This window comes from Azospirillum formosense (assembly GCF_040500525.1).
GTDB classification, from domain to species: Bacteria; Pseudomonadota; Alphaproteobacteria; order Azospirillales; family Azospirillaceae; genus Azospirillum; species Azospirillum formosense_A.
In genome coordinates this window covers 2,644,009-2,657,079 of sequence record NZ_CP159402.1, presented here as the reverse complement: position 1 = coordinate 2,657,079, position 13,071 = coordinate 2,644,009, and the positions used below count along the sequence as shown (strand labels likewise).

General features: G+C 68.9%; 12 protein-coding genes. 8 read left to right on the top strand and 4 right to left on the bottom strand.

Annotated elements, in window-relative coordinates:
* Positions 1 to 78: 78 nt before the first annotated feature.
* The 8 genes from ABVN73_RS12675 (at position 79) to ABVN73_RS12640 (ending at position 7,918) form a co-directional block, all read left to right on the top strand.
* Positions 79 to 330: a DUF6489 family protein gene (locus ABVN73_RS12675; protein WP_014238933.1), complete on the top strand. Its 252-nt coding sequence runs from the start codon at positions 79 to 81 to the stop codon at positions 328 to 330.
* On the top strand, positions 327 to 686 hold the full coding sequence (locus tag ABVN73_RS12670; RefSeq protein ID WP_353858293.1) for a (2Fe-2S) ferredoxin domain-containing protein: 360 nt from the start codon (positions 327 to 329) through the stop codon (positions 684 to 686). Before ABVN73_RS12675 ends, ABVN73_RS12670 begins: the two co-directional genes overlap by 4 nt.
* A 34-nt stretch (positions 687 to 720) precedes the next feature.
* The gene (gene mnmE, locus ABVN73_RS12665; protein ID WP_353859482.1) at positions 721 to 2,052 is read left to right on the top strand and encodes a tRNA uridine-5-carboxymethylaminomethyl(34) synthesis GTPase MnmE; all 1,332 of its coding nucleotides are present in this window, start codon (positions 721 to 723) and stop codon (positions 2,050 to 2,052) included.
* 109 nt (positions 2,053 to 2,161) lie between these two features.
* Positions 2,162 to 4,030, top strand: a complete 1,869-nt coding sequence (gene mnmG, locus ABVN73_RS12660; protein WP_353858292.1) for a tRNA uridine-5-carboxymethylaminomethyl(34) synthesis enzyme MnmG — start codon at positions 2,162 to 2,164, stop codon at positions 4,028 to 4,030.
* Positions 4,030 to 4,644 (top strand): 16S rRNA (guanine(527)-N(7))-methyltransferase RsmG, encoded by a 615-nt coding sequence (rsmG, locus tag ABVN73_RS12655; RefSeq protein ID WP_353858291.1) that lies wholly within the window; start codon positions 4,030 to 4,032, stop codon positions 4,642 to 4,644. Before mnmG ends, rsmG begins: the two co-directional genes overlap by 1 nt.
* Before the next feature lie 49 nt (positions 4,645 to 4,693).
* A complete protein-coding gene (locus tag ABVN73_RS12650) occupies positions 4,694 to 5,500 on the top strand; it encodes a ParA family protein (protein ID WP_353858290.1) in 807 nt (268 codons plus the stop codon).
* On the top strand, positions 5,500 to 6,411 hold the full coding sequence (locus tag ABVN73_RS12645; protein ID WP_353858289.1) for a ParB/RepB/Spo0J family partition protein: 912 nt from the start codon (positions 5,500 to 5,502) through the stop codon (positions 6,409 to 6,411). Before ABVN73_RS12650 ends, ABVN73_RS12645 begins: the two co-directional genes overlap by 1 nt.
* Before the next feature lie 127 nt (positions 6,412 to 6,538).
* On the top strand, positions 6,539 to 7,918 hold the full coding sequence (locus tag ABVN73_RS12640) for an esterase-like activity of phytase family protein (RefSeq protein WP_353858288.1): 1,380 nt from the start codon (positions 6,539 to 6,541) through the stop codon (positions 7,916 to 7,918).
* Positions 7,919 to 7,942: 24 nt separating this feature from the next.
* Here ABVN73_RS12640 and holA read toward each other — a convergent pair whose 3' ends face one another.
* From holA to ABVN73_RS12620, 4 genes are all read right to left on the bottom strand, one after another.
* Positions 7,943 to 8,965: a DNA polymerase III subunit delta gene (gene holA, locus ABVN73_RS12635; protein WP_353858287.1), complete on the bottom strand. Its 1,023-nt coding sequence runs from the start codon at positions 8,963 to 8,965 to the stop codon at positions 7,943 to 7,945.
* Positions 8,966 to 9,013: 48 nt separating this feature from the next.
* Positions 9,014 to 9,592, bottom strand: a complete 579-nt coding sequence (gene lptE, locus ABVN73_RS12630) for an LPS assembly lipoprotein LptE (RefSeq protein WP_353858286.1) — start codon at positions 9,590 to 9,592, stop codon at positions 9,014 to 9,016.
* A complete protein-coding gene (gene leuS / locus ABVN73_RS12625; protein ID WP_353858285.1) occupies positions 9,579 to 12,149 on the bottom strand; it encodes a leucine--tRNA ligase in 2,571 nt (856 codons plus the stop codon). The genes lptE and leuS overlap by 14 nt, the downstream gene beginning before the upstream one ends.
* A 124-nt stretch (positions 12,150 to 12,273) precedes the next feature.
* Entirely contained in the window at positions 12,274 to 12,813 is a 540-nt protein-coding gene (locus ABVN73_RS12620) for a DUF3576 domain-containing protein (RefSeq protein WP_014238944.1), read from the bottom strand.
* Positions 12,814 to 13,071: the final 258 nt, after the last annotated feature.

The following is a 13,071-nucleotide window of genomic DNA, read 5'->3' as shown; positions in this document are numbered from 1 at the left end:
GTATAGTGGGGCATGAGCCGAAGCGGCGCTCAACCCTAAATTTCCTGCGCACCGCGCGCCTTCCAAGGGAATGGGGCCATGAAGATCACCATCGACATCGACTGCACACCCGAGGAGGCGCGCCATTTCCTGGGCCTTCCCGACGTGAAGCCCATGCAGGACGCCATGATGCAGGAGATCCAGGATCGCATGCAGGCCTCCCTGCTCGCCATGGACCCGGAGACGATGATGAAGACGTGGCTGCCGGCGGGAATTCAGGGCATGGAGCAGCTTCAGAAAATGTTTTGGTCCCAGATGGCCGCCGCCATGGGACAGGATGGACGCAAGTGACCGATCCGAAGCCGTACTTCGAAGCCCATGTTTTCTCCTGCACCAACCGCCGCCCCGACGGACACAAGCGCGGCTCCTGCGCCGCCCGGGGCTCCGAGAAGCTCCGCGACTACATGAAGGCGCGCGCCCGCGAGCTGGGTCTGGACGGCCGGGTGCGCATCAACGCCGCCGGCTGCCTGGACCGCTGCGAGTTGGGGCCGGTGCTGGTCGTCTACCCCGAGGGCGTCTGGTACACCTACCATTCCTTCGCCGACGTGGACGCGATCCTGGAGACGCATCTAATCAATGGCGGCCGTGTGGAGCGGCTCATACTGAAGCCGGAACAAAAGGAATTGTTGCCGGAACAGGTTGGCTGATCGTTCCGGACCCGGCACGATGACATCCGGCACGATGATCCCGACGATCTTCGCCCTCGCCACCGCCCCCGGCCGCGCCGGTGTGGCGGTGGTTCGCGTTTCGGGCCCGGCCTCCGGCGACGCCCTCGCCGCCCTGACCGGCAAGCCCCTGCCCGACCCCCGCATGGCCACGCTCGTCCGGCTGCGCGATCCCAGGACCGGGGAGGCACTCGACGACGCCCTGGTCCTGCGCTTCACCGCCCCCCGCAGTTTCACCGGCGAGGACGTGGTCGAACTGCACCTGCATGGCGGGCGCGCCGTGGTGGCCGGCGTCGTCGAGGCGCTGTCCGCCCGGCCCGGTCTGCGCGTCGCCGAGCCCGGCGAGTTCACCCGCCGCGCCTTCGAGAACGGCAAGCTCGACCTGACCGAGGCCGAGGCGGTCGCCGACCTCGTGGACGCCGAAACCTCGGCCCAGCGCCGCCAGGCCCTGCGCCAGATGGAGGGGGCGCTCGGCGCGCTCTACGACGGCTGGCGGGAGCGTCTGACGCGGTCGCTGGCCCACATCGAAGCCGACATCGACTTCCCCGACGAGGATCTGCCCTCCGGCGTGTCCGACGCCGCGCGTCCGGTGCTGGCCGCCCTGGCCGCCGAGATCGACGCCCATCTCGACGACCGCGGTCGTGGGGAGCGGCTGCGCGAGGGACTGCACATCGCCATCGTCGGCGCGCCCAACGCCGGCAAGTCGAGCTTGCTGAACGCCCTCGCCCGCCGCGAGGCCGCCATCGTCTCGGCCCGCGCCGGCACCACCCGCGACGTGATCGAGGTCCATCTCGACCTCGGCGGTTACCCGGTGGTTCTGGCCGACACGGCGGGCCTGCGCGAGGCGGCGGCCGACGAGGTGGAAGAGGAGGGCATCCGCCGCGCGCTCGACCGGGCCGCGCGTGCCGACGTGAAGGTCGCCGTGTTCGACGCCACCGCCCTGCCCGCGCTCGACCCGGCGACCGTCGCCCTGCTCGACAAGGACACGGTGGTGGTTCTCAATAAGACGGACGTCGTCGACGCCGCGGTGCCGACGGTCGGCGGCTGGGAGGCGGTGGCGGTCTCGGCCCGCACCGGTGCCGGCCTGCCGGAGCTGGAGCGGCGTTTGACGGCGTTTACCGCCGACCGCTTGGCCGGCAGCGGCGCCCCCGCCCTGACCCGCGCGCGGCACCGCACAGCCCTGGAGGAGTGCCGGGACGCCCTGCGCCGCGCCCTGACCGCCCCTTTGCCGGAGCTGATGGCCGAGGACGTGCGTTTGGCGAGCCGCGCCCTTGGCCGCATCACCGGGCGGGTCGATGTGGAGGATCTGCTGGACGTGATCTTCCGGGATTTCTGCATCGGCAAGTGAAGCTTCGTTGTCGTGACAAAGGCGCCGCGCCGCCCTGTTTCACGTGAAACAGGGGTTGCGCGGCGTCGCGGCCCTTGGCCTCCGGCGCTGACTCGGCTATGGTCCGGCCATGCGAACGTTCGACGTCATTGTTGTCGGCGGAGGCCACGCCGGTTGCGAGGCTGCCGCCGCCGCGGCGCGCATGGGTGCGCGCACCCTGCTGCTCACCCACAAGCTGGACACCATCGGTGAGATGTCCTGCAACCCGGCCATCGGCGGGTTGGCGAAAGGCCATCTGGTGCGCGAGATCGACGCCCTCGACGGTGTCATGGCCCGCGCCATCGACCGCGGCGGTATCCAGTTCCGCATCCTGAACCGCAGCAAGGGACCCGCCGTCCGCGGCCCGCGCGCCCAGGCTGACCGCAAGCTCTACCGACGGGCGGTGCAGGCGATCCTCGCCGAACAACCGAACCTGTTCATCGAGGCCGGCGGCGCCGAGGATCTGACGATTGGCGACGACGGTCGGGTGACGGGCGTGGTCACCGGTGTCGGCGAGACGCTTGCTGCGGGATGCGTGGTGCTGACCACCGGCACCTTCCTGCGCGGCCTGATCCACATCGGCGAGGAAACCACCCCGGCGGGTCGCGTCGGCGAGGCGCCATCCATCGGCCTATCCGATACATTGGCGCGTCTGGGCTTTCCGCTGGGGCGCCTGAAGACCGGCACACCGCCGCGGCTCGACGGCAAGACCATCGACTGGGCCGCTCTGGAGAAGCAGCCGGGCGACACGCCGCCCCCGCCCTTCTCCTATCTGACCGACCGCATCGACACGCCCCAGATCGATTGCGCGATCACCTGGACGACGCCGGAGATGCACGCGCTGATCCGCGGCAACCTCCATCGCGCGCCGATGTATTCCGGCCAGATCCAGAGCACCGGCCCCCGCTATTGCCCGTCCATCGAGGACAAGGTGGTCCGCTTTGCCGACAAGGAGCGTCACCAGATCTTTCTGGAGCCGGAGGGGCTGGACGACGACACGGTCTACCCGAACGGCATCTCCACCTCCCTGCCCCGTGACGTCCAGCTCGGCTTCCTGAAGACGATGCCGGGGCTGGAGCGCGCGGTGATGATCCGCCCCGGCTACGCCATCGAATACGATTTCGTCGACCCGCGGGAGCTGAAGCCGACGCTGGAAACCCGCCGGACTCCCGGCCTGTTCTTCGCCGGGCAGATCAACGGCACCACCGGCTACGAGGAAGCGGCGGCGCAGGGCCTGATGGCCGGCATCAACGCCGCTCTGCTGGCGGGAGGTTCGGCCGAGGGCTTCGTGCTCGACCGGGCCGACGCCTACATCGGGGTGCTGGTTGACGACCTGATCACCCGGGGCACCAACGAGCCCTACCGGATGTTCACGTCGCGCGCCGAGTACCGGTTGATCCTGCGCGCCGACAACGCCGACCAGCGGCTGACCCCGAAGGGTCTGGCCATCGGCTGCGTCGGGTCGGTGCGACGCGACGCCTTCACCGGGAAGGCCGAGGCGCTCATGGCCGGCCGCAAGCTGGTGCGCGCCCTTCAGGCCACCCCGGCGGAGTTGCAGCGGCAGGGCATCGCGGTCAACCAGGACGGCGTGCGGCGGACCGCCGCCGATCTCCTGCGCTATCCCGACCTCGACCTTGCCACCCTCTCCCGGCTGTGGCCGGAGCTTGCGGCGATCCCCGCCGATGTCGCCGAGCAGTTGGAGATCGACGGCAAATACGCCGGTTATCTCGACCGGCAGGAAGCCGACATCCGGGCCTTCCGCAAGGACGAGGCGCTGGAGCTTCCCGACGACCTCGACCCCGACAGCATCGGCAGCCTGTCGGCGGAAATCCGTCAAAAATTGCGGCAGGCCCGTCCGGCGACCTTGGGCGCTGCGGCCCGCATCCCCGGCATGACCCCGGCGGCGCTGGTCGCCCTGCTCCGCCACGTGAAACGGCGCGACGTGAAGGTGGCGGTCTGATGAGCCTGTTCGATGCCGCGGCCTTCCAGGCGGAGACCGGTGTTTCACGTGAAACGCTGGACCGTCTCGCCGCTTACGAGGCGACGCTGCGCAAGTGGCAGCCGAAGATCAACCTTATCGGCCCCTCCACCCTGCCCGACGCCTGGCGCCGGCATTTCCTAGACTCCGCGCAGCTCCATCCGTTGCTGCCGGAGGGCGCCCGCGTGCTGGTCGATCTTGGCAGCGGCGCCGGCTTTCCCGGCCTTGTCCTGGCTATCCTGGGCGTGCCGGAGGTCCATCTGGTGGAGAGCGACTCCCGCAAATGCGCCTTCCTGCGCGAGGCGGCCCGCGTCGCCGGAGCCACGGTCACGGTGCACAACAAGCGGATCGAGGCGGTGCCGCCGATCGCCGCCGACGTGGTGACGGCCCGCGCCCTGGCGCCGCTGAACGACCTTCTGACCTGGGCCCATCCCTTCCTGCAGGACCGGGGTGCGGCACTGTTTCCCAAGGGGCAAAATGTGGCGGACGAATTGACCGATACCACCAAATATTGGAAGATGCGGACCGAGCGCTTCGACAGCCGCACCGACCCCACCGGAACCATCCTGCGTGTGAGTGGTATCGCCCGTGTCTAAGACCGCGCCCCTGATGCATTCCCGCTCCGAGGCTTCCCGAGAGGCTGACATGCCCTCCGCCCTTCCCTCCGCCACCCCGGCCGCCAGGGTCATTTCGATTGCCAACCAGAAAGGCGGCGTGGGCAAGACCACGACCACCATCAATCTGGCAACCGCTCTGGCCGCCATCGGCAAGCGCGTCCTGGTGATCGATCTCGATCCCCAGGGGAACGCCTCCACCGGCCTCGGCATCCCGCGCGCCGAGCGTCGCGTCGGCATCTACGACGTGCTGTTCGACGGCATGCCGCTGGAGGACGCCGCGACGGTGTCGACGGTGCCGAACCTGTCGATCATCACCTCCTCCGTCGATCTGTCTGGCGCCGAGGTGGAACTGGTCACCTCCGACCGGCGCGAGTTCCGGCTGCGCGAGGCGGTGGACAAGAGCGCGTTGGAATACGATTACGTGCTGATCGATTGCCCGCCGGCGCTCGGCCTGCTGACGCTGAACGCGCTGGTCGCTTCCCACGCGGTGATGGTGCCGCTGCAGTGCGAGTTCTACGCGCTGGAGGGCCTCAGCCACCTCGTCCGCACCATCGAGCGGGTGAAGCGCGCCTTCAACCCCGACCTCGACATTCACGGCGTCGTGCTGACCATGTTCGACAAGCGCAACAACCTGTCCGACATGGTGGCCGCCGATGTCCGCGGCTTCTTCGGGGAGAAGGTCTACGACACCGTCATCCCGCGGAACGTGAAGGTCTCGGAGGCGCCGTCCCACGGCAAGCCGGTGCTGATCTACGACATGCGCTGCCCCGGGTCGCAGGCATACATCCATCTGGCGGGCGAGGTGCTGCGCCGTGAGAAGAGGCTGAGCGCGTGATGGAGGATACCAAACGTTCGGACGGCGGTGCCCGCCGCGCCAGCCTGGGCCGCGGTCTGTCCGCCCTATTCGGCGAGGCGGCGGAGGACTACTCCGCGCTCGACAAGGTGCGCCAGTCCAAGCAGGTGCCCATCGAGTTCATTCATCCCGGCAAGTACCAGCCGCGCCGCACCTTCGACGACGAGGCGCTGCAGGGGCTGGTCGAGTCGATCCGCGACAAGGGCATCCTCCAGCCCCTGCTCGTCCGTCGGGATTCGGAGACGACCAACTCCTATGAGCTGATCGCCGGCGAGCGCCGCTGGCGCGCCGCCCAGATCGCCGGCCTGCACGAGGTGCCGGTCGTCATCCGCGAGCTGTCCGATCGTGAAGCGCTGGAAATCGCGCTGATCGAGAACATCCAGCGCCAGGACCTGACGCCGCTCGAAGAGGCGGAGGGCTACAAGCGCCTGATGGAGGAGTTCGAGCACACGCAGGAGGATCTGGCGCGCTCGGTCGGCAAGAGCCGCAGCCACGTCGCCAACATGATGCGCCTGCTCGCCCTGCCCGACCCGGTCAAGGGCATGGTGCAGGACGGGGCGCTCAGCGCCGGTCACGCCCGCGCCCTGCTCACCTCCTCCGATCCGGTGTCGGTGGCGCGCGAGGTGGTCAAGCGCGGCCTGAACGTCCGCCAGACTGAAGACCTGATGCGCGGCAGCGCGCCGGTCAAAACCAAGAAGGCCGGCGGCCGTGGCGGTGCCGCCACCGACCCGACGCTCAAGGACGTCGATCTGGTGAACCTGGAGGAGGAGATCTCGGCCCGCATCGGGCTGAAGGTCGCTATCACGCCGCAGGGCAAGGGCGGTTCGATCACCATCCATTACCAGACGCTGGACCAGCTCGACGACGTGCTGCGGCGCCTTGGCGGAGAGTGAGCGCGACGAGTGTGATGTCGCGGAACCAAACTGTCACTTTAGTGAAACGGCACTAACATGAACTCCCCCTAAACAGGGTCGTCCGGCCGCATCGACGCGGCCGGAGCCGACACAGAGGGGGAGATTCATGAAGCCCATCCACGGCCTGTGCCTTGCCGGCCTCACCGCGGCCCTGCTCGCCGGTCCGGCGCTCGCGGACCAGAAATTCCCGGCGGAACTGGCCGGTCACGGCGTCATCGACGCCGCCACCTTCGTCGCCCCGCCCACCGACGCGCCGGACCTGTTCCGCACCTCCGGCAAGTTCACCGCCGCCGACCGCAAGCGCGTCGACCAGCCCCGGAGCATCGACGGCACGTCCTTCCTGTCGGCGCCGGGCGCGCCGCGCGGCACCGGCATGGCGCTGCCCTTCGAAGGCCAGCCGGTTCAGGGCTTCTCCGGCATCAAGGCGCTGGGCGACGGCGGCTTTCTGGTGCTGACCGACAACGGCTTCGGCAGCAAGGGCAACTCCGCCGACGCCATGTTGACGGTGCACAGGCTGACCATCGACTGGAAGACCGGCAAGGCGGCGGTGGCCGAGACGCTGTTCCTGCGCGATCCCGACCGCAAGGTGCCCTTCCCCATCGTCACCGAGGCGACCGCGGAACGCTACCTGACCGGCGCCGACTTCGACGTCGAGAGCGTCCAGATCATCGGCGACCGGATGTATTTCGGCGACGAGTTCGGCCCCTACATCCTGGTGACCGATCGGACCGGCAAGCTGCTGGCCCTGCATGAGAGCAAGGTGGACGGCAAGCCGGTGCGCTCGCCCGACCATTACGCGGTGTCCACCCCGGCGGTGCCCGGCGCCGTCGGCTTCGAGGTGCGCCGCTCGCGCGGCTTCGAGGGGATGGCCGCGTCCAAGGACGGAAAGTTCCTCTACCCGCTCTTCGAAGGACCGCTGTTCAACGCCCAGCTTGGGACGGGCGGCGCCTGGGAGACCAAGGACGGGCGGGAGTATCTGCGCATCGCCGAATTCGACGTGGCCAAGGGCGACTTCACCGGCCGCAGCTTCAAGTACCTGCTGGAGGCCAACGGCAACAACATCGGCGACTTCAACATGATCGACGCCACCAGCGGCCTGATCATCGAGCGCGACAACGGCGAGGGCGACCCGGCCCAAGGCTGCACCGGCCAGCCCACCCCGGACTGCTTCAACGTCCCGGCCCGGTTCAAGCGCGTCTACAAGATCGACTTCGCCCAGGCGGACGCCGAGGGCTTCGTGAAGAAGGTCGGCTACGTCGATCTGATGGACATCGACGATCCGAAGGGCGTCGCCCGGCTCGGCGGCGCGAAGGGCAAATTCACCTTCCCCTTCGTCACCATCGAGAATGTCGACGTTGTGGACGCCGAGCACATCGTCGTCGGCAACGACAACAACCTCCCCTACTCGTCCGGCCGCGCGCTGGGCAAGCAGGACCACAACGAGTTGATCCTGCTGCGCGTGCCGCAGTTCCTGGCCGCGAAGTAAGGGCCGGTGACGTAAGGAGGAACCTCAGCGCCGCGCCAGCGAGGCGAGCTGGAAGAGGACGCGGGCGCAGAGCGTCTGGTCGGGCATGTTGGTGCGCTTGCAGTCCGCCTCGGCCTCGACCAGACGCTCCAGCGCCTGACGGACCAGCGGCGCCGGCCAGCGGCGGGCCTGACCGGTCAGCCGCGGTTTCATCTTGAAGAACACCGGCGGGCGCAGCGCCTCCACCGCGGCGTCCGCCGACTTGCCGGCCGCCACCTGCCCGGCGACCAGCTGCAGGCGCTGGAAATGGCGCTGGGCGGCGCGCAGGATCGGCACGGGGGACATGCCCTCGGCGAACAGGCGGGCCAGCGAGCGGTCGAGAGTCGCGAAATCGCCCTCCGCCGCCGCCCAGATCGGTTCGTCGAGCGACAGGGCCGCGCTGTCGCCGACGCAGGCCTGGGCATCCTCCAGCCGGACACGCGTCTCCGCGCCCATGTAGAGCGCCAGCTTCTCCACCTCGCCGCGCGCCACCATGCGGTCGCCGACCAGATTGCCGGCGAGGAAGGTCAGCGCGTCGGGATCGGCGGTCAGGCCATGGCCATGCAGGATGTCGGCGATGACCCGGCCGAGCGCGGCCTCCTCCTCCACATAGCAGGGAATGGCGACGGCGCCGTCCGCCCCTTCGAACAGGGTGCGCAGCTTCGACCGGTTGCCGAGGTCGCCGGCCTCGACGAGGACGAGGCTGTCGCCGGGCGGCAGGTTGCCCAGGAAAGCGGTGAAGGCGGCGGTGACGTTGTCCTCCGCCTCGCGCACGCGGATCAGGCGGCGTCCGCCGGTGAAGGACAGGGCGGCCGCCTCGTCGGCCAGCCGCGCCGGATCGTCGGCGACGGCGCGGCCCAGCATCTCGGTCACCCGGAAGGGATCGGACAGGTCGGCGACCACGGTGCGGCCCAGCCCCATGGCGCGGTCGCGCACCAGGCCGGTGTCGGGACCGTAGAGCAGGACCGCGCGGATCTTGGGATCGGGGCTGCGCAGGAAGCCGTCGATCGCCCGGGCTTGCAGCTTCACGAAGTCACCGTCGGTGGCGGAGGACCAGCCCCCGTTGTCCAGTGCGGATCAGGACTTGCGGCCGAGTTCGGCGGCCACGCGGGTGGTGATCTCGTTGGAGATTTCCAGAAGAGCGCGGTCGTAGGCGTTCTCGACCGTGACCAAAGCGCCGTACTGCTGCTCCAGCACGTTGTAGCTGATGTAGGAGCGCGCGTTGGCCTGGAACAGGATCTTTCCCGTCGCCGCGTCGATGAGCAGATAGGGGGCGTTCACGACGAGCTGGGCGCGGGTGGCCGTCGCGTCCTTCTGGAGGGACAGCTTCTGCTCCGACGCGGTCAGCGTCGTCTCCAGCCGGTAGCGCGGGCTGGCCGGGCGGCCGTCGGCATAGAAGCGGTCGATCAGGAGATTGCGCAGCTTCTGGCCGTTCCGGTCGCGGATCACCCCGATGTCGACCTGCTGAAGCTCGGCGGCGCCGATGCTGTTCGACCCGAGAGTCCCGTACATCGGCTGGAAACCGCAGGCCGCGGTGGCGAGGACCGCCGGTGCCAGCAGGGCGAGGGCGAGAAGCCCCCGCCGCCGGACTCCGGCCTTCCCGCCACGGCCGTTGCCGCCACAGCCGTTGCCGGTGTTGAGGTCAGACGACGACATTGATCACCCGGTTCGGGACGACGATGACCTTGCGCACCGGCTTGCCCTCCAGGGCGCGCTGGACGTTGGGATCGGCCAGGGCCACCTGCTCCGCGGCGTCCTTGGCCATGTCTCGCGGCAGCGCCAGCGTGGCGCGCAGCTTGCCGTTGACCTGGACGGCCATGGTGACCGAGTCCTCGACCACCAGGGCCGCGTCGGCCTGCGGCCAGGGCTGGTTGACGAGCAGCGTGTCGTGACCGAGCTGCGCCCACAGCTCTTCCGCCAAATGGGGCATCATCGGGGCGATCAGCCGCACGGTGGCCTCGAAGCCTTCGCGCAGCACCCAGGCCTCGCCCTCGCCCGTCCCGTCCAGCTCCGCGAGCGCGTTGGACAGCTCGCGCACGCGGGCCACCGCCTTGTTGAAGCGGAACTTCTCCAGGTCCTCCGAGATGCCGGCGATGGCCTTGTGGACCAGACGGCGGGTGGCCTCGGCCTTGGCGCTGAAGGCGTCCGGCTTCGCGGCGTCGGCGGGCGGCAGCGCGACCGGCGATTCCGTCACCATCCGCCACAGGCGGTTGATGTAGCGCCAGGCGCCGTCGATGCCGGCTTCGGTCCATTCCAGGTCGCGTTCCGGCGGGCTGTCGGACAGCATGAACAGGCGGGCCGCGTCGGCGCCGTAGGTGCCGATGATGTGCGCCGGGTCCACCACGTTCTTCTTCGACTTCGACATCTTCTCGACGCGGCCGACCGTCACCGGGCCGTCGTTGTCGTTGCGGATGTAGTCGCCGAGATCGTTCCTGCGGATGTCGGTCGGGGCCAGCCAGGCGCCGGTGCCGGCGTCCTTGTAGGTCTCGTGGTTGACCATGCCCTGGGTGAAGAGGCCGGCGAAGGGCTCCTCCACGTTCAGGTAGCCGCACTGCTTCATCGCCCGCGTCCAGAAGCGGGAGTAGAGCAGGTGCAGCACGGCGTGCTCGATGCCGCCGATGTACTGGTCCACGGACAGCCAGTAATCCACCGCCTCGCGCGTGAAGGCGACGTCCTCGGCCTTGGGCGAGCAGAAGCGGGCGAAATACCAGCTCGACTCGATGAAGGTGTCGAAGGTGTCCGTCTCGCGCACCGCCGGCTTGCCGCAGCTCGGGCAGGTCGTGTGCTTCCAGGTCGGGTGGTGGTCCAGCGGATTGCCGGGCTTGTCGAAGGTCACGTCCTCCGGCAGCACGACCGGCAGATCCTGCTCGGGGACCGGGACGATGCCGCAGCTGCCGCAGTGGATGACCGGGATGGGGCAGCCCCAGTAACGCTGGCGGGAGACGCCCCAGTCGCGCAGGCGGTACTGGGTGGTGCGCTCGCCCTGCCCCTGCTCCTCCAGACGCCTGCCGACCTCCTGCTTGGCCGGTTCGACCTCCATCCCGTCGAGGAAGCGCGAATTGCGCAGCAGGCCGGGGCCGGTGTAGGCCTCGTCGCCGACGGTGAAGGTGGCGGGATCGGCGTCCGCCGGAACGACCACCGGCGTGACCGGCAGGCCGTACTTGCGGGCGAAGTCCAGGTCGCGCTGGTCATGGGCCGGGCAGCCGAAGATGGCGCCCGTGCCGTATTCCATCAGCACGAAGTTGGCGACGTAGACCGGCAGCTCCCAGGACGGGTCGAAGGGATGCGTCACCCGCAGGCCGGTGTCGAAGCCGCGCTTCTCGGCGGTCTCGATGGCCTCCTCGCTGGTGCCCATGCGGTTGCACTCGGCGATGAACTCGGCCAGCGCCGGGTTGCCGGCGGCCAGCTCGGCGGCCAGCGGATGGTTGGCGGAGATCGCCGCGAAGGACGCGCCGAACAGCGTGTCGGGCCGGGTCGTGAAGACCTCCAGCTTGTCCGTCCGCCCGACGAGGTCGAAGCGGAAGCGCACGCCGGTGGACTTGCCGATCCAGTTCTCCTGCATCAGGCGCACGCGCTCCGGCCAGCGGTCCAGCGTGTCCAGCCCCTTCAACAGCTCGTCGGCGTAGGCGGTGATCTTGAGGAACCACTGCGACAGCTTGCGCTTCTCGACCAGAGCGCCGGTGCGCCAGCCGCGGCCGTCGATCACCTGCTCGTTGGCGAGAACCGTGTTGTCGACCGGGTCCCAGTTGACCCAGGACTCCTTGCGGTAGGCCAGGCCTTCCTTGAGGAAATCCAGGAACATCTTCTGCTCGTGGCGGTAATACTCCACGTCGCAGGTGGCGACCTCGCGGTCCCAGTCGATGGACAGGCCCATCGTCTTCAGCTGGGCGCGCATGGCCGCGATGTTCTCGCGGGTCCATTTGGCCGGGTGGGTCTTCTTCTCCAGCGCGGCGTTCTCCGCCGGCAGGCCGAAGGCGTCCCAGCCCATGGGGTGCAGCACGTTGAAGCCGCGGGCGCGCTTGTAGCGCGCGATCACGTCGCCGATGGTGTAGTTGCGGACGTGCCCCATATGGATGCGCCCCGACGGGTAGGGGAACATCTCCAGCACATAGTACTTCTCACGGGAAGCGTCCTCGCGCGCGGTGAAGCAGCCCTGCCGCTCCCACTCGCCCTGCCACTTCGCTTCGGTTTCCTTGACATTGTAACGCGACATGACCGCAGACGCCGTTCCGTGAGTTTCGTAGGTCTTGATAAGTAAGACGCCGGCGGCGGGATGACAGGCGGCGCGCTGTCCGCGCCCTGCCCTGCCCTGCTTCCCGCCGAACCGGCGCGTCCGCTCAGCGCGCCGCCGCCTGCTGGGCGACGCGGATCTGGCGGGCGCGGGTCAGCACCGCGTCCTCCAGCGTCGTCGCCGTCTCCGGCCCGACCGCGCTGTCGCGCCAGTCCGAACCGGCGCGCTGCTGCTTGAACACCGACACCCGCACGCCGTCGGCGCGGAGCTGGCGGTCCATGATGTACAGGTTGACCTTGAAGCGCTCGTTCGGGGTGTCCGGCGGCGTGTACCAGTCGGTCAGGATGACGCCGCCGAACGGATCGGCGGAGACGATCGGCATGAAGGACAGCGTGTCCAGCGAGGCGCGCCACAGGAAGCTGTTGACGCCGATGCCGTTGGGGTCGCCCTGCTCGGCGCCGTTGCGCTTGTTCTTGCCGAACAGGCTGAAGCCGCCGTCGGTGCCGAGGAGGCTGCCGAACTTGTATTCCTTCTTGATCTGCTCGTCGACGGTTTCCGTCTGGCCGCCCCAGCTGGAGCAACCGGCCACGGCGAGCGACGCCGCGAGCACGACGGGGGCAAGGCGAAGGACACGGGAACGGCGCATGGTCGGAACCTGGATCAATAAATTCGGGGTACCGCGCACGATACCGCGGCGGATGCGGGTGAAAAGACCATAAAAGCCCGCCCGCGGCAACAGCCGATGCGGGGCTCCGCCTGTGCCTTTGCTGTGTCCGGGGCCGGAACCGGACCCCCCTGCGCGGCTCCGCGCGCGCCGCGGAATCCCGACGGCGGCGCACAATGAAGGTGTGTTCCGTCGGACACACTGTTCCTTCATTGCTGCAACTTTGCGATTTCCGGCTTG

Coding starts and splice junctions, on each gene's coding strand:
- ABVN73_RS12675 (WP_014238933.1), top strand. CDS start 79: ATGAAGATCACCATCGACATCGACTGCACACCCGAGGAGGCGCGCCAT.
- mnmE (WP_353859482.1), top strand. CDS start 721: ATGATCCCGACGATCTTCGCCCTCGCCACCGCCCCCGGCCGCGCCGGT.
- mnmG (WP_353858292.1), top strand. CDS start 2,162: ATGCGAACGTTCGACGTCATTGTTGTCGGCGGAGGCCACGCCGGTTGC.
- rsmG (WP_353858291.1), top strand. CDS start 4,030: ATGAGCCTGTTCGATGCCGCGGCCTTCCAGGCGGAGACCGGTGTTTCA.
- ABVN73_RS12650 (WP_353858290.1), top strand. CDS start 4,694: ATGCCCTCCGCCCTTCCCTCCGCCACCCCGGCCGCCAGGGTCATTTCG.
- ABVN73_RS12645 (WP_353858289.1), top strand. CDS start 5,500: ATGGAGGATACCAAACGTTCGGACGGCGGTGCCCGCCGCGCCAGCCTG.
- ABVN73_RS12640 (WP_353858288.1), top strand. CDS start 6,539: ATGAAGCCCATCCACGGCCTGTGCCTTGCCGGCCTCACCGCGGCCCTG.
- lptE (WP_353858286.1), bottom strand. CDS start 9,592: ATGTCGTCGTCTGACCTCAACACCGGCAACGGCTGTGGCGGCAACGGC.
- leuS (WP_353858285.1), bottom strand. CDS start 12,149: ATGTCGCGTTACAATGTCAAGGAAACCGAAGCGAAGTGGCAGGGCGAG.
- ABVN73_RS12620 (WP_014238944.1), bottom strand. CDS start 12,813: ATGCGCCGTTCCCGTGTCCTTCGCCTTGCCCCCGTCGTGCTCGCGGCG.